The organism is Streptomyces sp. NPDC058457, assembly GCF_042720695.1.
Classification (GTDB): domain Bacteria; phylum Actinomycetota; class Actinomycetes; order Streptomycetales; family Streptomycetaceae; genus Streptomyces.
Map to the genome: position 1 here is coordinate 38,576 of NZ_JBHXLU010000042.1, position 20,595 is coordinate 59,170.

The window sequence follows — 20,595 nt, forward strand, 5'->3', positions numbered from 1 at the left end:
TGGACCGCATGGGGCTGCATCACGTGTAGCTGGATCACAGGTGCCCGGGCCATACACCCGTACGGCTCAACCGCCCGGCACCTCCGCCTCCGCCTCCCCGGCCACCCAGGGGCGTGCCGTCGCCAGGCCAGCCAGCAGGCCCGCGCCCGCCGACACCGTCGTGAAGCTCAGCGCGTTGCCGACCGCGGCGATCGCGGCCAGGGCGGTGAGTGCCGCGCCCGCGGTGAGGGTGAGCGGTGTGGAGCGGGGCGACCGCCACAGGGCGTAGAGGATCCAGCAGAACGCGGTGGCCAGCAGCAGGATGCCGACCAGGCCCTGTTCGGCGGCCTGCTGGAGCGGTGCGGAGTGCGGTTTGCCATCGGGCAGCAGGCCCTCGGACGCGGTGCCGCTCAGCTCGCCGAAGCGCCCTGGGCCGACGCCCAGAGCCATGTTCCGGTGCGCGAGACGCACGGCGTCCCGCCACAGCTGTACGCGGTGCTCGGCGAGGGGGCCCGCCAGGGCGGAGGTGAGGCCGGCGGGCAGGACGTTCGCGGCGACCGCCCAGACCGTGCCGGTCACCAGGGTGGCCGCCAGAGCCAGCCCGGCGACGGCCGGCCCCCGCCGCCGCATCCGGCCGGCGGCGACAGAGGACAGCAGGACGACCGTGCTGGCCGCGCAGCCGGTCGCCGAGCCCACGGCCGCCCCGGTCACCGCGATGCCGGCGGCCAGCATCCGCAGTACGAACCGCAGCGCCGGAACCGGCGTCGCCCAAGCGGCACAGCACGCGCCGCCCGTCGCGAGTACCAGCAGCGCCGCGACTGCGCCGGCATGGCCGAGCGGGGTCGTGAACTGGGGGCCCGGGGCCACCTGGGGCATCGCCACCGCGAGCGCCAGCCCGGCCACCGCGCCCGCACACGGCGCGGCGACCGGCAGCAGCGACCCGGACATCCGGCCCGCGGCATAGCCCGCGGCCACCGCGAGCACCGCCAGCAGCACACCCTCGGGCCGTCCGTCGCGACCGGTCGCGGAGATCAGCGGCCACACCGCGCAGGCCCCGAGCACCACGACGCCCACCACATCAGAAACGTTTCGTCTGTCGTTGTCCGCGGCTGTCTCGGCAGCGGACGTCATCCCGGTCGACCCCACCGTCGCCCCCCCCGTACCCCGGTCCCCCGACCTGTGGCAGGCCCCGCCACCCGCCTCGGCACACCGTAACCGCTGATGCCCGCTTTGTGGACGACTTGCGCGGGAACGGTGTGGTTCCTGCATGCCGAGACCGTGCTGTCGGCCGCAAGGTCAACCGCCGTACACTCCCCGGGTGACCGTCACCGCAACTTCCGTGGACCAGTCGGACCAGCTCACGCCGCGTCCCGCACCCCGCGCACGCGCCCTCCGGCTGCTCCGCCGCCTGGTCCCGGCCGCCGCCTCCGCCCTCAGCGGAGTGCTGCTGTACGTCAGCTTCCCGCCGCGCACCCTGTGGTGGCTGGCCCTGCCCGCCTTCGCAGGATTCGCATGGGTGCTGCGCGGCCGCACCTGGAAGGCGGCCCTCGGTCTCGGCTACCTCTTCGGGCTCGGCTTCCTGCTGCCGCTGCTGGTGTGGACCGGCGTCGAGGTCGGCCCCGGGCCGTGGCTCGCACTGGTGGCCATCGAGGCGATCTTCGTCGCGCTGGTCGGTGTGGGGGTGGCCGCAGTCTCCAAGCTCCCGGCCTGGCCGGTGTGGGCGGCCGCCATATGGATCGCGGGCGAGGCGGCACGCGCGCGTGTGCCCTTCCGCGGCTTCCCCTGGGGCAAGATCGCCTTCGGCCAGGCGGACGGCGTCTTCCTGCCGCTCGCCGCGCTGGGCGGCACCCCGGTGCTCGGTTTCGCCGTCGTCCTGTGCGGGTTCGGTCTGTACGAGGCGGGGCGGCTGGCCGTCGAGGGCCGGCGCACCCGCGAGATCCGGCGCGGGGCCGCGGCCGCGGCCCTGCTGAGCGTCGCCGTGCCCGTGGTGGGCGCGGTCGTGGCGCGGACGTTGGTGAGCGACAAGGCCGAGGACGGCTCCGTCACCGTCGCGGTCATCCAGGGCAACGTGCCGCGCGCCGGCCTGGACTTCGCGTCGCAGCGGCAGGCAGTGCTCGACTACCACGTGAAGGAGACGCTCAAGCTGGCCGCCGACGTCAAGGCGGGCAAGGCCGCGAAGCCGGACTTCGTGCTGTGGCCGGAGAACTCCTCCGACGTCGACCCGTTCTCCGACGCCGACGCGGCCGCCGTGATCGACGAGGCCGCCAAGGCGATGGGTGTGCCCATCTCGGTCGGCGGGGTCGTCGAGCGGGACGGCAAGCTGCTCAACGAGCAGATCCTGTGGGACCCGGTCAAGGGCCCGACGTCGACGTACGACAAGCGGCAGATCCAGCCCTTCGGCGAGTACCTCCCGCTGCGCGGACTGGTCGGCGCCATCAACAAGGACTGGACCAGCATGGTCCGCCAGGACTTCAGCCGGGGCACGAAGCCCGGTGTGTTCGACATCGACGGCACCAAGGTCGGCCTCGCCACCTGCTACGAGGCGGCCTTCGACTGGGACGTACGGGACACCGTCACGCACGGTGCCGAGATGATCTCCGTGCCGAGCAACAACGCCACCTTCGACCGCAGCGAGATGACCTACCAGCAGCTCGCCATGTCCCGGATCCGTGCGGTCGAGCACAGCCGGACCGTCACCGTGCCGGTGACCAGCGGCGTCAGCGCGATCATCATGCCGAACGGGAAGATCACCCAGAAGACCGGCATGTTCGTGCCCGCCTACCTGGTCCAGAAGGTGCCGCTGCGCACCTCCGAGACACCCGCGACCAGGCTGGGCATCCTGCCCGAGATCGCGCTGGTGCTGGTCGCCGCCGGTGGGGTCGGCTGGGCGATCGGGGCCGGAATGCGCGGCCGGCGCGCCGGTGACGCGTAGCCGTACACCCGCTGTACGCCCCGTGCTTCCGGCCGGGTACGAGGAACCGGGCGGTTAGGGTCGCCTCATGGCTACTCCTGACTTCATCCGCACGATCCGTGCCTCCGCGGGCCATCAGCTGCTCTGGCTGCCCGGGATCACCGCCATCGTCTTCGACGACGAGGACAGAGTGCTCCTGGGCCGCCGCACCGACACCCGCAAGTGGTCGGTCATCGGCGGCATTCCGGAGCCGGGGGAGCAGCCCGCGGCCTGCGCCGTGCGGGAGGTCTTCGAGGAGACGGCGGTGCGCTGTGTCGCCGAGCGGGTGGTCCTCGTCCAGGCGCTGGAGCCCGTCACCTACCCGAACGGCGATGTCTGCCAGTACATGGACATCACCTTCCGCTGCCGGGCCGTCGGCGGCGAGGCCCGCGTGAACGACGACGAGTCCCTGGAAGTGGCCTGGTTCGCCGTGGACGCCCTGCCGGAGCTGAACGACTTCGGTGTGTTCCGGATCAAGCAGGCCCTGTCGGATGCACCCACATGGTTCGACGCTACGGCTTTCAGCTGAAGTATGTGTGCTGACGCTATGTGGGAGCGGGTGGGCGCCCCCTAGGGTCGACCCATGAGCTCGCCCAGCACCCGCACCGCGTCCGCCCTCGACCTGCACGGCCGCACCGCCCTGGTCACCGGCGCCGCCGGGGGCATCGGCCGCGCCTGTACCCTGCGTCTCGCGGCGGCCGGCGCCCGGGTCAGAGCCGTCGACCGGGACGCGACGGGGCTGGCCGAGCTCGTGGACTCCGCCGGGCGGGCTCTGGGCCCGGCGGGCGTCGGCGCCGTCGAGCCGTACGTCCTCGATCTCACCGACCTGGACGCGGCCGAGCGCGCCGCCGCCGGCACCGACGTCCTCGTCAACAACGCGGGTCTCCAACTGGTGCGACCCATCGAGGAGTTCCCGCCGGACGTCTTCCACACCGTGCTGACCGTCATGTTGGAGGCGCCGTTCCGGCTGATCCGGGGTGCGCTGCCGCACATGTACGCGCAGGGCTGGGGGCGGATCCTGAACGTGTCCTCCGTCCACGGGCTGCGCGCCTCCGCCTACAAGTCCGCCTATGTGGCCGCCAAACACGGTCTGGAGGGTCTGTCGAAGACGGCCGCTCTGGAGGGAGCGCCCCATGGGGTGACCTCGAACTGTGTGAACCCCGGCTATGTGCGCACCCCACTGGTCGAGAAGCAGCTCGCCGACCAGGCCCGGGCGCACGGCATTCCCGAGGACCGGGTGCTGACCGAGGTGCTCCTGACCGACAGTGCCGTCAAGCGGCTCGTCGAACCCGAGGAGGTCGCCGAGGCCGTGGCCTATCTCTGCGCCCCCCAGGCGTCCTTCGTCACGGGTACCTCGCTGGTGCTCGACGGCGGCTGGACGGCCCACTGACGGAACGGGCCGGACACCCGCCGGCCCGCGAGTTTTCCACAGGCCCGACGGGCCGGAGCGGCGATGCGGAATCCTGTGACCATGTCTCGCAATCACGTGCAGTCCGCCAGGCGGCCGGCCCCGGCCCCGGCGGCCGGTGCCCTCGACCTGGGCGCCGAAGTGCCCGGGGGCGCCGACCCGGCGTACCTCGAACTGCTGGCCAGGGGCGCCTCGGCGGAGGCGTACGAGCAGCCGGTGCTGCTCGCCCGCGCCGAGAACCGGCCGCCGGAGCGGATCGCCGCCCTGGAGCGGGCGAAGCTGCTCGCGCTGCGGGTCCGCAGCGAGCTGGAGGGCAGACGCCGGCGCGAGGCCGAGCTGTCCGCCCTGTTCGAGACCGCGCACGACCTGGCGGGACTGCGGGACGTGGACGCCGTGCTCCAGGCGATCGTCCAGCGCGCCCGCTCCCTGCTCGGCACGGACGTCGCCTATCTGAGCCTGAACGACCCGGCGCGCGGCGACACCTACATGCGGGTCACCGAGGGTTCGGTCGCGGCCCGCTTCCAGCAGCTGCGGCTCGGTATGGGGGAGGGGCTCGGCGGGCTCGTCGCGCAGACCGCGCGGCCGTACGTCACCGACGACTACTTCAAGGACGACCGCTTCCAGCACACGCCTACCATCGACGCGGGGGTGCGAGACGAGGGCCTGGTCGCCATCCTCGGCGTGCCGCTCATGCTGGGACCGCATGTCATCGGGGTGCTGTTCGCGGCGGACCGGCGGGCTCGCGTCTTCGAGCGGGAGCAGATCGCCCTGCTCGGCTCCTTCGCCGCGCTCGCCGCGGCCGCCATCGACACGGCGAACCTGCTCACCGAGACCCGTTCGGCCATGGCAGGCCTGGAGCGGGCCAACGAGATCATCAAGGACCGCAGCGCGGTCATCGAGCGCGCCTCGGACGTCCACGACCGGCTCGCCGAGCTCGTCCTGCGCGGCGGTCAGGTCCGTGACGTGGCCGCCGCCGTCTCCCAGGTCCTGGGCGGCACCGTAGAGTTCACCGACACGGCCGACGCCCGGTCGCTGGAGACGTCGCGCACGGAGGGGCACGCGGTACGGCACGGCGACGACTGGATCGCCGCGGTCGCCGCGGGCGGCGAGCTCCTCGGCGCCCTTGTGCTGCGCGGCCGTCCCGGCCTCGACCCCGTCGACCAGCGCACCCTGGAGCGTGCCGCGATGGTCACCTCACTGCTCCTGCTGGCCCGCCGCTCCGCCGCCGAGGCCGAACAGCGGGTGCGTGGCGAGCTGCTGGACGACCTCCTCGACGCCCGCGACCGGGAGCCGCGCCAACTGCGTGACCGCGCCGCCCGGTTGCACGCCGACCTCGACGCCACCCACGTCGTGCTCGCCGCCCGCCTGGAAGGCCCGGCTGCGGACGCCGAGGAGGCGGCCGCAGCCCGCCGCAGGCTGTGGTCGGCCGCCTCCCACCTCGCCACCGCCCGGCGCGGACTGGCCGCCGCCCGCGACGGCGGCACCGTCCTGCTGCTGCCCCTCGACCCCGGCGAGACCGCCACCGACCTGGCCCGCCGCATCGCCCGGCAGCTCGGCACCGCCGTCCACCGGCCGGTGACCGTCGGCGCCTCCGCCCCCGTCGCCGACCTCGCCACCCGCCCCGACACGGTGGCCGCCGCCTACGCCGAGGGCCGCCGCTGCCTCGACGCGCTGAACCTCCTCGGCCGGGGCGGGGACGGCGCCGCCGCCGAGGACTTCGGCTTCCTCGGCCTGCTTCTCGCCGGTGAACGGGACGTCACCGCATTCGTCACGCGCACCATCGGCCCGGTCGTCGCCTACGACACGCGGCGCGGCACGGAACTGCTGCGCACCCTCGACGCGTACTTCGCCTGCGGGATGAGTCCGGCCCGTACCAAGGACGAACTCCACGTCCACGTGAACACGGTGGCCCAGCGGCTGGAGCGGGTGGCCCGCCTCCTCGGCGACGACTGGCAGCAGCCCGCCCGCGTCCTGGAGATCCAACTGGCCCTGCGCCTGCAGCGGTTGGGAGCGCCGCCGGAGCGTCGCTGATCCCGGGGCCGAGAGACCAGCGGCGGCCGAGGGCCGGGGGACCAGCGGCGCGGGCTCAGCGGGCGGGCACGTCCTCGGCGCGTGGCGTGACGCTCGCGGTGCCGTCGTCGGCCAGGTCGCGCCGCCGGGTCTCCTTCTGGGCGCCGACGGAGGCGCCGGAGTAGCGCATCCGGGTCGCGAACATCTCGGCGAAGAAAGCGGCCTGGGGCGCGTACCTGGCGCCGTGCAGCACCAGTCCGACGGTCACCGCCAGCACCAGGTACCCGAATCGGCCGGTGTCGGCGAGGGCGAAGAACGGGAACATCCACAGCCCGATCCCGGCCGCGCCCAGCAGGTAGACGGGCCGCCGCCCGACCCGGTCCGAGAGCGCGTCCCACGCCGGGGTGACGGCGAAGTGCACGGCGGAGCCGATGAGGACGGCGTTCAGGGCGGTCTGTTCGGAGACGCCGGCGGAGGTGGTGGCGTAGACGAGGACGAAGGCCGTGATGACGTAGTAGCTGATGTTCTCCGCCATCCGCGCGCCCATCGCGACGAGCACGTCACGCCAGTGGTGCCGCAACACGGCGACGGGCGGCGGCTGTTCGGCCCTCCCGGCACTCCGCCGTGCCTCGGACCGTGGCAACGCCTCGCGGAACACGGGTGATTCGTCGACGGAGAGCCGGATCCACAGACCGACGGCGACCAGGACACCGGAGAGCAGGAACGGGATCCGCCAGCCCCAGCTCACGAAGGCGTCGTCCGGCAGCACGGAGGTGAGCAGCGACAGCACGCCGGTCGCCAGCAACTGGCCGGCCGGGGCCCCGGTCTACGGCCACGACGCCCAGAAGCCGCGCCGGTGCGCGTCCCCGTGCTCCGAGACGAGCAGGACGGCTCCGCCCCAATCACCGCCCAGCGCGAACCCCTGGACCAGCCGCAGGAGCGTCAGCAGGACGGGTGCGGTGTTGGTCGGATGGCTCACCCGGAGCTGAACCGTGAACCGCTCCGGGGCTGATGGAGGCTCGATTCCCTGCGAGGATCGAGTCATGGCACGTGCCGTCCCCCTACCTCCCGAGCTTCGCGAGCGCGCCGTGCGCATGGTTGCGGAGATCCGCCCGAACCGCCCGACGGAGTGGGCCGCCATGAAGGCGGTCGCGGCCAAGTCGGGGATCGGTGCCGCCGCGACGATGCGGACCTGGGGCCGCAGGACCGGGGCCGACGTCGGCCGGCGGCCCGGAGTCACGTCGCAAGAGGAGGCGGAGATCAAGCGGCTGCGGGCCGAGAACGCCGAACTGCGACGGGCGAACGAGATCCTCAAGGCGGCCCCGGCTTTCTTCGCGGCCGGGCTCGACCGGCTGTCGAAGTGCTCGTAGCGTTCATCGACGCACACCGCCAGGTGCTGTTGCGTGACCTCGAGTCGTACGTTCTCCGCGCCACGGACTTCGCTGAGTGTGCGCATGACGCTCCAGGCCCGACCCCGGACTGCCGACGCCCACGGCCGCGGTGCGGCTTCGTGTGTCGGAGGCGTCTGTCTCCTGCCAGCCGACGTCGGCCAGCTCAGCCCAGGTCAGCCACGTGGTTCCGTGTACGTCGCCAGACGCCGTACACGCACGCAACCTCCAACGTGCGGCGGTGCACTGGGCAACACGGCGGCCGGCTCCTCCCTCGTCATCCGGGCCGCTACCCGCGGCCTGGCCGACCGGCTCCACGTCTCTGAGACGGATCCCATCGTCCGCTACGCGGGCGTGGACACGCACGCGCTCACCGACGACCTGCTCCGTCCGGCGCCCGCCAGGACGGACAACCGCACCGACGCAGGCGCAGCCCCGGAGTGTGCTCGGTGATGGTGGACTGCGCCTTCGGCCAGGTGCTCGACGCCTCTCAGCCGCGTCGGCTTCGCCGGGGCCGGCTCTCAGCTACGAGGGCAGATGCAGAACAGGTGCCCCGCCGGGTCGGCCAGGACGCGCCACTTGCCGTCACCCGGCTGGAACGAGACCTTTGTCGCGCCCGCTTCGACTGCCGAGGCCTCGCCCGTGTCCAGGTCGTCCACGTAGAAGTCCAGGTGGAACTGTTTCGGGGTCTCTCCGTCGGGCCATGACGCCGGGGTGTGGTTCTCCTTGCGCTGGAACAGCATGGTGGGCCCGCCCTCCACGGACATGGCGGCTCCCTCCGGCGCGCTGTACGTGACCTTGCCGCCGGTGAGCGTGGCGTAGAACTCGGCGAGGGCCGGCGGGTTCGGACAGTCGAGGTTGATCCCGATGAATTCCGCGACAGACATACACGCTCCTTCAGTTGGGTTCGCGGCGGTCCGACAATGATCGGCCCGGCGCCGAAGGCCACGAGTTTAGGGGCTGATCGCGGCTGTCGTAGGGATACCTGGAGTATTCACGCACCTGTGCGCCGTTGTTCGAGCAAACGATTCACCGTGGACCGCCCGGCTCTGCCGGCGCTGCTCAAAAGTGGGCGGTGATCCGCCGTGCGCGGTGGCGTACTGGGGGCTGACCAGCCATCCCTGTCGAGGGCAGTCCAGGCCCGGCCGGTGGGCGGGGCCGGAGACCGGGCGCGGCACGTCCCGTCCGTTTCGCGACGTGGGGAGAGACAGTGGAGTCCGACAGTTGGGACGAGGAGACCTCGCAGGCCGGCCAGGGCTCGGGCGCGCCAGATGCGGGGGGCCCGCCGAGGACCGACAGTCGGCAGATCGCCCCGGAACTGAGGCGCCTGCTGGCCGAGGTACGCCCGGACCAGGCGCCCGAACTGCCCGAGGGCAGCTTGCGGGCCTGGGGGCTCTCGTCTCTGGCTCTCACCCGCCTGCTGCTGGGGATGCGGCGCGCGTTCGGCGTCAACGACCTCGACATCGCGGCGCTGGCCGACGCGGACCTGAAGAACCTTCAGGAGCTGGTCGGTCGGGCAGAGAGTCGTGAGGGTGCCCGAGAGCCTCAATCGGCGCCTCAACTCGGCGATGACGAGGCCGACTTCAGCCTGACATTCCTGCAAGAGGCCTATGTCGTGGCCAAGCAGGAAGGCGCGGCCGATCCCGCCGGCTGCCACCTCTACCGCGAGTTCCGGGTCGCCTGGCTGGACCCCGCCAGGCTGGAGAAGGCATGGCTGGCGGTGGTGCGGCGCCACGACATGCTGCGTACCCTCGTCGGACAGGACGGCACGCAGCGCACACTGGCCGATCCGCCGCCCTGGCAGCTCCCGGTCCATGACCTCACGGAGCTCGACGAGGCGACGGGCGTCCGGTCCGTCACGGACATACGGGAGCGGTTGTCGCACCGCTGCTATCGGCCCGATGCCTGGCCGCTGTTCGCCGTCGAGGCGTCCCTGCTGCCCGGCGGAGTCGGCATCATCCACCTCAGCCTGGACACCGTGGTCACCGACGCGCACGGATTCGCCCTCGTCCTTCAGCAATGGAAGGCGGAGTACGAAGGCCGAGGGGTGGTCGACGGCAGGGACGAGCGGGCGGACGACGCCGTGACGGTCGCCTCCTGTGTCCGATCGCTCCTCGCCGAACGGACAGGGCCACGGCATGCGGAGGACCTGGACTACTGGGTGCGGCTGGGGGAAGTGGCCTCTGGCCCTCCTGACATCGTTCTGGAGCCGGCGGCCCACGCTTCGGGCCCCGGGGACGCCCAGGAGCAGGTCCCGCGGATGCGCCGTCCTCTCGACGGCGCGCTGGACGCGGCAGCGTGGCGGAGACTGACGCGGCTGGCTGACGAGTGGGACGTGTCGCCCACGGCCCTGGTGCTCACTTGCTTCACCGAGTCGCTGGTCAGGGCCGGGGCCAAGGCCCCCTTCACCCTTCTGCTCACGAGTAGTGACCGGCCGCGGCTGCCGCGTGCCGCAGACGAACTGGTCGGGCCCTTCACCTCGACGCTCGTTCATGAAGTCACCTACATGGATCAGCCCTCGCCGGCCGAGGCCGCGCGCACGGCCAACCGCCTGCTGGGCGAACAGCTGCGACACGGCGGTGTGTCCGGTGTGGAGGCGGCGCGGGCCGTACGCGCTGCCAGCGGACGCCAACCCGCCGCCCTGCCCGTCGTGTTCACCAGCCTGATCGATGTCGGGCCGGGGGAGGGTGTGGCGGGCGGCTTTGGCGCCGACACGGTCTACGGGGTCAGTCAGACCAGCGGGGTCGCCCTCGACCATCAGATGTGGGTGCAGGACGGCGGTCTGCGCTTCCGCTGGGACGTGGACGATACGCGGTTCGCCACCGGGACCGCCGACACCGCGTTCGCGGCGTTCCGTACGGCCCTGTCCGCGCTCGGCCCGGCCGCGACGGACAAGCGGGAGGGCACGGAAGGCAGCGGCCGGTGGATCGAGCTGCCGCCGCGCGATCTCCAACAGGCGTACATGGTCGGCCGGACGGTCACGGAAGCCGCGGCGGAGGCCGAAGGCTGTCAGTGCTACCAGTCGTACGAGGTCGAGGCGCTCGACCTCGTACGACTCCATGGAGCCCTGCGACGGCTCGTCGAGCGCCACGACGCTCTGCGGACGCAGACGGACGGGGCGCGACTGCGCGTCCGCCCCCGGGGAACGGGCACTGTGCACATCCCCTTCATCGACCTCGGCGCCGATGCCGACGCGAACGAGGGGGACCTCGCCCGTATCCGCACCGAGATGACCTCCCGCCCTTTCCCTCTCGACCGCTGGCCGCTCGTCGACGTACGGGTGACCCGCGACCACGCGGGGAGACACACCGCGCACTGCGCGATGGACCTGCTCGTCGGTGACGGCCGCTCCATCCACCTCCTCTTTCGCGAACTGTGGCGGCTGTACGCAGATGAGAACGGTCCGGCCGGGCCCGAACTCGCCACCGCCCCAGCGGACACGGACCGGTACGTACCCGGTGGCCGACGCGGCAGAGCGGCCGCGCACTGGCGTGAACGGCTGGCGGCCATGCCACCGGGTCCTGTGCTGCCGCGCGCGGACGTCGTCGGACGCGGCGGCGGCCGGCGCCGGCTGACCGGCACGTTCACCGGATACCGGGAGCTTGCCAGGCGCGCCGCCGTGCGCGGCGTGGCGGTCGACGACATCTTGTTCGCCGCTCTCACCGCCGCGCTCTCGGAGGAGATCACGGACCCGTACGCGCTGTCGGTCGTCCTGTGGCCGGAACAATCGGAACGCCACCGTCCCGCGGAGGAGTCCTTCCTCGACTGGCTCCCCGCCCCGCCTCGGGGAACACCGCTCCAAGAGGCAGCCCGGTCAGCCCGTCTGCAGATCACCGCCGACCTGGCGCACCGGTGCGCCTCCGGGCTCGCGGAGCTGAGCCGCAGGGCGTTGCGGGACCGTTCGGTCGCCCTCTCCTATCCGGTGGTGCTGACGGCACTCGTGGACCTGACCCGCCATCCGCTGCCGCAAGGGGTAACCCAGGGCAAGTGGCTGACCAGTACGCCCGGTTGCGATCTCGACGTCGTCTGCGTGGCCGAGGCCGACACCCTCTCCTACGCCTGGGACCTGGCACCCGGCGTGCTCGGGGGCGGGCTCGACGAGAAGCTGTTCGCCCTCTTCGAGGCGGGCGTGCGCGCCTGGTCGGCCGAGGCAGCCGAGGAGGAGCGGGCGATCGCGGACGAGGCGGTCGTGGTGGCCACGGGTGCGGAGCGCGAGGCCGTCCTGTACGGCTGGAACGTCACCGAGGCTTCCCCCGCCCCTGCCCTCGAAGGACCGATACAGCTGCCGTTCGAACACTGGGCGCGGGTCTCGCCCGCGGCGGTGGCCGTGCGGGGCCGTTCGGGGAGCACGGTCGGTTACGGGGAGCTGAACCGCCGCGCCAACACCGTGGCATGGCGGCTGCGCGCGGAAGGGGTCGAGGCGGGTGACGTGGTCGCCGTCCGCATGGCCCGCGGTCCGGCCCTCGTGGCCGCGCTGTACGGCGTGTTGAAGGCGGGCGCGGCCTACCTGCCCGTCGACACCGCGCTGCCCGCCGCCCGGGTGTCGGCGATGCTCCGTGCGGCAGGCGTACGCACCCTGCTGACCGCGCCGGGAACCGTTCCGCTGGACCCGCCCGTGGCGCACCCCGTCCGCCGCGTCGTCGTCGACCCGGGGCCCGACGCCGAGGCTCATCCCCAGGCCGGCGAGAATCCCGCGCCGGTGGCCTGCGCGGACGACACGGCGTACGTCCTGTTCACCTCGGGCAGCACAGGGACGCCCAAGGGGGTGGCGGTCGCCCACCGTTCGGTGCACAACCTGATCGCCTTCTGCGCCCGGGACTTCGACCTCGTACCGCACGACACGGGGCTGGCACTCACCTCGTTCGGCTTCGATCTGTCAGTGTTCGACCTGTTCGGGCTCCTCGGGCATGGTGCCTCGATCTACCTGGCCGACGAGGAGGAACAGCGCGACCCCCAACTGCTCGCCGACGTGCTGCTGAACGAACCGGTGACGATCTGGAACTCCGCCCCCACCACACTGCACCAGCTCACCCCGTTCCTCCCGGACGCCGACGGCGGGCGGCTGAGGCTGGCGCTGCTGAGCGGTGACTTCGTCCCGCTGTCGCTGCCAGGGCGCCTGGCGGCCGCCTTCCCCGGCGTGCGGACGATCGCGCTGGGCGGACCGACCGAGACCACTGTGTGGTCCAACGTCTTCCACGTGCGGGACATCGACCCCGAATGGCGTGCCATTCCCTACGGACGTCCCGTCGACCGCTGCCGTCACTACGTCCTCGACTCCCGGCTGCGACCGTGCCCGCCGGGGACCGAGGGGGACCTGTACACCGCCGGCCGCTGTCTGGCACTCGGCTACGCGGGAGACCCCGAACTCACCATGGCCTCCTTCCCGCCCGATCCGTACACCGACGAACCCGGCGCCCGGATGTTCCGTACCGGGGACCGGGCCCTGTGGGACGCGGACGGCTGCCTGCACATCCGGGGGAGGACCGACGGCCGGGTCAAGATCCGGGGTCAGCGAGTGGAACTCGCCGAGGTCGAACACGTACTGCGCACGGACGGCTCGGTTCGGGACGTGGTGGTGTCGGTGCGCGAACAGGAGGGGGACCAACTCCTGGTGGCGCACGTCATCCCCGCCGAGGAGGGGAGCGGCGACGAGGGCGCGCTGCGCGAGCGTGCCGCGAAGGCGCTGCCGTCCTACATGGTGCCCAACTTCGTGGTGTTCGTGCCGTCCTTCCCCGCCACCGCGCACGGGAAGCTCGACCGCTCGGCCCTGCCCCTGCCGGTTCCGGAGCGGACGACCGAACCGCCGGAGCCCGAGGAGGATCAGCCCGAGGAACTGCCGTTGGTGGAGGAGATCGCCGCGGTCTTCGCGGAGATCCTCGGTGTGCCGGCGATCGACACCGCCGCGGACCTCTGGGACCAAGGGGTCACCTCCTTCACCCTGGTGCAGGTCTCCGCCCGGCTGCTGCGCCGGTACGGACAGCGGGTTCCCGTGGCGGCCTTGGTGGCCGACCTGACGGTGGGCGGGATCGCCCGTGTGGTCGGCCGGCGCATCGGACGGGCGGGCCCTGCCAAGACGGCTACGGATACGGGACCGGACACCGCAAGGGCACCCGCAACCGGCCCGGTGACCGGTACGCGGGTCGCGGCGCCGGGACCCGGACACGCACCGGAGCAGGTCGATCTGTTCTCGCCCGAGGAGCGGGACGCGTTCAAGGCCGCCAGGTGGAACCTGCGCCCGGCCGACGTGCGGGAGCCGGCTGTCGAACTGCCGAGACACGACATGGACCCCGTCTGGTACGCGTGGCGGGGCAGCAGGCGGGACTTCCTCGACGAGCCGTTGCCCTCCGAGTCCCTGGCCCGGCTGCTGGCCCTGCTGAGCGACTCCGGGGGGAACGGTGCGCACCGGCGACTGCACGCCTCCGCCGGGGACACCTACGCAGTCCAGACCTACCTCCACGTCCGTGAGCGGGGCGTCGAGGGAATACCCGAGGGGATCTACTACCACCACCCCGTGGACCGCCGGCTGCACCTGGTGAACTCAGCCCCCCGGATCACCAGGAACGTCCACTTCCCCTACAACCGGCCGGTTTTCGACCGCTCCGGATTCGGGATCTATCTCATCGGCCAGACGAAGGGCATCACCCCGCTGTACGGGGAGGCCGCCGAGAACTTCCTGCTGCTGGAGGCCGGTTACATCGGACAGCTCCTCATGACGGGACAGGCCGGCTGCCGGGTCGGGCTCTGCCCCGTCGGCACGATGACGTTCGACACCGTCAGGGACCAGTTCGCCCTGGACGACGGCCATGTGTTCCTGCACGCGTTGATGGGAGGACCTGTCGCGCACGAGCGAGCCGACCGGGCCCCCTTCACCGCCGGGTGGACGGACGAAGCGGCTGTCGCGCCGACGGGGAAGCGGGTCTCCGCGCTCGGCCCGGCCCCGGCCCCGGTCGGACGGCGCCAGGACGACACCGCGCAGGTCGTCGTCTCCGGAATGGCGGGGAGGTTCCCCGGAGCGGAGAGCACCGCTGCCTACTGGCGCCGGCTCAGCTCGGGGCACTGCGCCACCGGGCTTGTACCCGAGGACCGTAGGGAGGCACTGGCGGCCGCGGCACCCGGCCGACCGGGCGTGACCTCGGGGGGTTTCCTCCACCGGCCCGACCGGTTCGACGCCCGTCGGTTCCGCCTCTCACCTGCCGAGGCCGCGACCCTTGACCCTCAGGCACGCCTGTTGCTGGAGACCGTCTGGAACTGCCTGGAGGACAGCGGCCACACCCCCGCCTCGCTGGCCGGGGAAGCTCCGCGCGTCGGCGTGTTCACGGCCACGATGTGGCACGACCAGCAGCTCGTGGGCGCGGACGCGTGGGCCGGCGGGGCACCGGCCCTCAGCTCCGCGCTCGCCTCCGACCTGCCCGCCAGGATCTCGCACTTCTTCGGGTTCGAAGGACCGAGCCTCGCCGTCGACACCTCCTGCTCCTCCTCCCTCACGGCGCTCCACCTCGCGGCGGAGAGCCTGCGGCGCGGCGAGTGCGACGCCGCCGTGGTCGGGGCCGCCAATCTGATCCTGCACCCGTACCACCTGGCCGCGCTGTCCGCGGCCGGCCTGCTCACCGACTCCGCCGCCCCCGTGCGCGCGTACGCCGCGGACAGCAGCGGTTGGTGCCCCGGGGAGGGCGTCGCGGCCGTTCTGCTGCGCCCGGCCGAACCGGCCCGGCGAGCGGGGGACGTCGTGCACGGCGTCCTGGAGGCGACCTGGGTCGGGCACTACGGCGGCCGCGGCCGCTACGGCAGCCCCGCGCCGAACGCCCTCGCGGCGTCCCTGCGTACCGTGCTCGACCGCGCCGGGGCCACGCCCGCGGACATCGGTTACGTCGAGTGCGCGGCCGCCGGTGCCGCCCTCGCCGACGTGGCCGAACTGGAGGCACTGGCCGACGTGTTCGCCTCGTCCCCGCTCCTCATCGGCACCGTCAAACCCAACATCGGCCATCTGGAAGGGGCGTCCGGCCTCTCCCAACTCATCAAGGTGCTCCTCCAGTTGCGCCATCGGTCGATCGCGCCCACCCTCGTCGCCGGGCACCGCACCCCCCTCGTCGACTGGGACGGGCTGCCGCTGCGGATCGCTGACCGGCTCACCAACTGGCGGGCGAGGGGCGGTGACCCGGGGGCCGTCCGGCGCGCGCTCGTCAACGCTGTCGGCGCCGCCGGATCGTACGCCCACGTGGTGCTGCGCGGCCCCGGCGCGGAAGAGGAGTGGTGACCGTGGCGGGCCCCCCGGCGGCCGGACTCCCCGAGCAGTGCCGCCTCGTACTGCGGGACACCGACTTCATCCCCCGCGACCACAGGGTGCACGGCGTCTCGGTCCTGCCGGGCGTCACCTTCCTCGACATGGTGCTGCGGGTCCTGCGTGCACGAGGCGTCTCCCCTGCCTCGGCCGAGCTGCGCAACATCGTCTTCGCGGAGGCGATCGCCACGGCCGAAGGCTTCGACCGCGAAATCAGGCTCAGGTTCGGCTCGGCGCAGGTCGTGGGGGAGAGCCGCTGGCTGGACGGACCGGAGCCCTTCGGGCCGTGGCGGGAGAACTTCCGCGCCGAGCTGCACCTGATGCCGCAGCCGGGCGGGGAGGAGTTCCCGCCGTGTCCCGAGGCGGTGTGCGCGACCGGCGGGCACGGCGCGCCACGCGTCGGCGCGATGGCCGAGATGTACGCCCACACCCGGGCCCGCGACATCCGGCACGGCCCCGCGATGACCTGCACCGGCACGCTCACCACCGGACAGGGGGAACTGCTGGCGGAACTCGCCCTGGCCGAGCCCGATCCGTACAGCGAGGGGTGGTTCCAGATGCACCCTGCCAAGCTCGACGCGGCGACCATCGTGGCCTACGCGCAGACGCGCACCTCGATCGCCGAGCCCTTCATCCCGATGTTCATCGAGCGGTTTCGCGCCCCGCGCCCCCTGCCGGGCCCCTTCACGGTCCACGTGCCGCGACGGGAGGCGTTGACGCCGTCCGGCGAACTGTTCGACTCGGACCTGCTGCTCTACGACGAGAAGCGCCGCCCCGCCGCGCGGTTCGACCGGCTCACCTGCAAGCGCATCCGTGAAGCCGGTCTGATCGACCGGCTTCTGGAGGAGACCGTGGTGCGCAGGTCCGGGTCCCGATCGGTCGGGTAGCCCGTCAGGGCGTCAGGTGGCGTCCTTCGACGCGGCATCCTCGGAGTCCACCGCGGGGCGCGGCTTCGCCGGTGCGCCGCGCAGCGGAATCTCCTTGAGGAACAAGGTGATGACCAGTCCGGTCGCCGCGAGCACCGCGCCGACCATGAACACGTCGCTCAGGCCGTCGGCCAGCCGCTCGGCGGAGGGGCCGCTGCCACCGCCCGATCCCAGGCCGCCGGCGCGCGTGCTCAGCAGGGTGCCGAGGACGGCGATCGACACGGGCGAGGCGAAGGTCCGCCAGAACTGGATCTGGCTCGTACCGACGCCCAGGAGCTCCAGCGGCACCGCGCTCTGCACCACCGTGGTGGTGAGGGGGAAGACGATGCCGACGCCGATGCCGATGATCACCATGGCGAGCAGCGGCATCCAGTCCCCGCTGTCGGGCCGCACCCGGGACAGCATCACCAGACCCACGACGAGCAGGGCGAACGCCGCCGCTCCCAGATAGCGGTAGTGCGGTACGGACGGCAGGTACTTACCGGTGAGGGGCGGCACCACCATCATGGCCACGGCGAGCGGGATCAGCAGGCTTCCCGAGTAGGTGGCGCTGACCCCGAGGACACCCTGGTAGAGAAGCGGTACGTAGAAGGTCGTGCCCATCATCGCCACGGCCGAGAGGAAGGACACCACCACGAGGACGGCCACCTGGTTGACCTTGAACAGCTCGAAGGGGATGAGCGGTTGGCGGGCGTACCGGGACTCCACCAGGCAGAACAGGCCCAGCACGATCAGACCGCCGAGGACGGGACCCAGTACCTCCGGGGACCCCCACGCGTGCCCGTCACCGGTCAGCGACAACCCGAACAACAGCGGGACGAGTCCGGCGGTCAGGGTCAGGACGCCGAGGAAGTCGATGTCCTGCCAGCGGCCCCCCACTTGCTTGAACGGCACGGCGGTCACGGTGAGCAGCGCGAGAGCGGCCAGCGGTACATTGATCCAGAAGACCCAGCGCCAGCCCCAGTTGTCCGTGATGACACCGCCGAGGGGCGGGCCGGCGACCATGCCGAGACCGGCGACGCTGAAGAAGACACCCTGGATCTGCGCCCGACGCTCGGCGGTGTAGATCTCACCGATGAGAGTGAAGATGTTGGCGGTGAGCAGGCCCGCGCAGACGCCCTGCACGGTGCGCGCCACGATGAGCAGCGCCATGTTCTGGGCGAGGGCGCCCAGCAGGGAGGCGAGGACGAACCCGCCGAGTCCCGCCATCAGCAGCGGCTTACGGCCGAAGAGGTCACCGAGTTTCCCGCCGATGGGGATGACCACCGCGGCGGCCATGCCGTAACTCACGCCGACCCACGAGTAGAGGCTGAGCCCTCCGAGGTCGGCCGCCATCCGGGGAAGGGCCGTGCCGACGATGGAGACGTCCATCGACGACAGGATCAGCGAGAGTAACGCCCCCGCTGTGATGATGCCGCGCGCGGCGGGGGGCGCTTCGGCTCCCGGCTCGGGCGTCTCTTCGGTTGTCCCTGCACCAGTTGCTGTCACGCGGTTCCTCCAACGAGCTGTGGTGACCGGTCGCCGCTACGTTACGTGTACGCGACACCTTAGCGAGGATGCCAACTTCCCTGTCGGGCCCGCAGGTTGCACAGCGATTGGTGAGTATGGCTGCGGGCGCGGGTGTTTCGGTGCTCAGTCCTGCGCAGTGCGGCGGAGCCGCGAAATCTAAGGTCGGCGGCCATGACGTCACCTCCCGCCACCGCCCGCGACCCCCGCTCCCACAGCACCGTTCCCCGTCTCGTGCGCGAGCACATCCGTGAGCGGCGCCGCCATGTCGCGCTGGTCGTCGACGGCTGGCGATCCCTCACCCTCGGCGACTGGGACACCGCCGCCACGGCGCTCGCCCGCGGGATGCACGCCTATGGCGTCCGCCGCGGAGACCGGGTGGCCGTACTCTGCCCGCCCGGCGGCTGGTGGGACCAGGCCGTCGCCACCCTGGCCCTGCACCGCCTCGGCGCCGCGACCGTGCCGCTGCCGCCGGGGCTGCCCGCGGGGGAGGCCGGGCGCAGGATGGCTCACTGCGGTGTCGTCGGGCTCATCCGTCCGTCCGGCGCGCACGAGAGCTGCCCCGGCGGCTGGACCGACACCCTCGGGGAGCTGACGCGGCGCGGCGGCGACGCCGCGCCCGCGGACGAGGCATTCCCCGGCGACGTCGCGGACATCCTCCACACCTCGGGAACCACCACCGGGCGGGCCAAGCCCGTCGCCGTCACCCACGCCAACCTCACCCACGGGCGTGCCGCGCGCGGCAGGTTCACCGCGGGCGCGCCGCACGTGCTGTGCGCGGTACCGGTCGGCACCAACGCCGCCCACAGCGCCCTCATGATGGCGCTGACCTCACCGGCCACCGTCCACGTGCTGAGCGCTCCTGACCCCGAGACGATCGCCGAGGCCGCCGCCGGTCTCGGGCCGGCGACCGTGGTTCTGCCGCCCCGTGCCGTGCGGCACTGGGCCGCCACCGACATCACCCGCCGCCACGACCTCGCGGGGCTGGCCGCCCTCATGGTGGGCTCGGGACCCGTGGCCCCGGCCTCGGTGGCACGGCTGCACCGCGCGCTGCCCCAGGCGCGGATCCTCGCCGGATACGGCTCCACCGAATCAGCGCCCGCATTCCTCAACAGCCCTCTCCCGCCCGGCTACTTGTCGGCCCTCACCCCCTCCGCACGCTCCGCCGTCAGCCTGGGCTCGCCCGCGGACGGCACCGAGGTCATGGTCACCGACGAGGAGGGGGCGCCCGTCGGCGCGGGGGAGCGGGGCTGGATCCACCTGCGCCATCCCGCGCCCCGCCGCTCGTACGTGGCGCTGCCCGAGGAGGAGGCGCGGACCTTCCGTCCGGACGGCTGGACACGGACCGGGGACCTCGGCCACATCGACGGGGAGGGAAAGGTGCACTTCTTCGACCGGGCGGCCCACGTGCTCGTCAGGGACGGTCGTACCCTCTCCTCCTCGGAACTGGAGAACACCCTGTTGTGGCAGCCGGAGGTCGTGGAGGCCGCCGTCTTCGCACTGCCTCCCGCGGACGAGCAGGGGAACGGGCGCGGGCAGATCGTGGCCGCGGTGACGGTCAACGGCCCGGTCCACGAAGGCCGGCTGCGGGAACGCATGGAGGACATGCTCGCCCGGGAGGACCGGCCCGACCGGCTCGTCGTGCTCGACACGCTGCCGCGGGGAGACCTCGGCAAGGTCCTGAAGTGGCGCCTCGCCCGTGAGTGTGCGGACCTCGCCCTCTGACCCCTCGCACCCGCCGCACCCGGGCCGCATCCGGACGCCTCGCGGTGCGGCTCGGCACTCCGCTGTCCGGCTCGGCCCGGCTGGTACCCCAACCCCCGTAAGCCGCTCGTACTCCCGCGCTCGCAGCGATTCCTCCGCAATCTGCTCCAGCCGCCGCATCGCAAGGCGCAGTATGCGCGGTGCCATCAGTGAGGTGGCGACTGCCACGCGCCCCGGAATTTGCTGACGACGGCGATCACGAGCACCGCGACCGCCGAGAGCAACACCGGTGGGTCCGCCGGCGCCGTCAGATCGATCCGCAGCCCCGCCGCGGCCAGGAACACCGTGCGCCCCGGTGACTCCCACCAGCAGGATCACCGCGAACTGGCCTGTCCCTTCGCTCCAGGGCCTGCTCTTCCCGTACGAGCCGTCACAGGCCCATCTCC

General features: G+C 72.4%; 10 protein-coding genes and 2 pseudogenes. 8 read left to right on the top strand and 4 right to left on the bottom strand.

Translation table 11 applies throughout. From position 1 onward, the window contains the following. Positions 1-66: 66 nt before the first annotated feature. Complete coding sequence (locus ACFWPS_RS28980) at positions 67-1,110, bottom strand: O-antigen ligase family protein (RefSeq protein ID WP_383709820.1); 1,044 nt, start codon at positions 1,108-1,110, stop codon at positions 67-69. A gap of 187 nt (positions 1,111-1,297) precedes the next feature. Between ACFWPS_RS28980 and lnt the strand changes: the two genes are divergently transcribed. From lnt to ACFWPS_RS29000, 4 genes are all read left to right on the top strand, one after another. Beyond that, positions 1,298-2,911 (top strand): apolipoprotein N-acyltransferase, encoded by a 1,614-nt coding sequence (gene lnt, locus ACFWPS_RS28985; RefSeq protein WP_383709822.1) that lies wholly within the window; start codon positions 1,298-1,300, stop codon positions 2,909-2,911. 67 nt (positions 2,912-2,978) lie between these two features. Continuing rightward, positions 2,979-3,458 (top strand): NUDIX domain-containing protein, encoded by a 480-nt coding sequence (locus ACFWPS_RS28990; protein ID WP_383709825.1) that lies wholly within the window; start codon positions 2,979-2,981, stop codon positions 3,456-3,458. Positions 3,459-3,512: 54 nt separating this feature from the next. After that, positions 3,513-4,319 (top strand): 3-hydroxybutyrate dehydrogenase, encoded by an 807-nt coding sequence (locus ACFWPS_RS28995; RefSeq protein WP_383709828.1) that lies wholly within the window; start codon positions 3,513-3,515, stop codon positions 4,317-4,319. An 81-nt stretch (positions 4,320-4,400) separates the two neighbouring features. Beyond that, positions 4,401-6,368: a helix-turn-helix domain-containing protein gene (locus ACFWPS_RS29000; protein WP_383709831.1), complete on the top strand. Its 1,968-nt coding sequence runs from the start codon at positions 4,401-4,403 to the stop codon at positions 6,366-6,368. Positions 6,369-6,423: 55 nt separating this feature from the next. Here the strand turns inward: ACFWPS_RS29000 and ACFWPS_RS29005 are convergent. Then, positions 6,424-7,311, bottom strand: a pseudogene (locus ACFWPS_RS29005) (MFS transporter); the annotation flags it as partial. A 79-nt stretch (positions 7,312-7,390) separates the two neighbouring features. On the opposite strand from ACFWPS_RS29005, the pseudogene ACFWPS_RS29010 reads away from it, so the two are divergent. Beyond that, positions 7,391-7,737 (top strand): annotated as a pseudogene (locus ACFWPS_RS29010) (IS3 family transposase); the annotation flags it as partial. A gap of 519 nt (positions 7,738-8,256) precedes the next feature. On the opposite strand, the gene ACFWPS_RS29015 reads toward ACFWPS_RS29010, so the two are convergent. Continuing rightward, positions 8,257-8,622 (bottom strand): VOC family protein, encoded by a 366-nt coding sequence (locus ACFWPS_RS29015; RefSeq protein WP_383709834.1) that lies wholly within the window; start codon positions 8,620-8,622, stop codon positions 8,257-8,259. Positions 8,623-8,945: 323 nt separating this feature from the next. Here ACFWPS_RS29015 and ACFWPS_RS29020 point away from each other — a divergent pair, with 323 nt between their 5' ends. Further along, positions 8,946-15,989 carry an amino acid adenylation domain-containing protein gene (locus ACFWPS_RS29020; protein ID WP_383709837.1) on the top strand — a complete coding sequence of 2,348 codons (7,044 nt, stop codon included), beginning with the start codon at positions 8,946-8,948 and terminating at the stop codon, positions 15,987-15,989. A 2-nt stretch (positions 15,990-15,991) separates the two neighbouring features. After that, positions 15,992-16,900: a polyketide synthase dehydratase domain-containing protein gene (locus tag ACFWPS_RS29025; protein ID WP_383709840.1), complete on the top strand. Its 909-nt coding sequence runs from the start codon at positions 15,992-15,994 to the stop codon at positions 16,898-16,900. 12 nt (positions 16,901-16,912) lie between these two features. On the opposite strand, the gene ACFWPS_RS29030 is transcribed toward ACFWPS_RS29025, so the two are convergent. After that, positions 16,913-18,427, bottom strand: a complete 1,515-nt coding sequence (locus ACFWPS_RS29030; protein WP_383709841.1) for an MFS transporter — start codon at positions 18,425-18,427, stop codon at positions 16,913-16,915. Positions 18,428-18,619: 192 nt separating this feature from the next. On the opposite strand from ACFWPS_RS29030, the gene ACFWPS_RS29035 reads away from it, so the two are divergent. Next, entirely contained in the window at positions 18,620-20,170 is a 1,551-nt protein-coding gene (locus tag ACFWPS_RS29035) for a class I adenylate-forming enzyme family protein (RefSeq protein ID WP_383709844.1), read from the top strand. Positions 20,171-20,595: the final 425 nt, after the last annotated feature.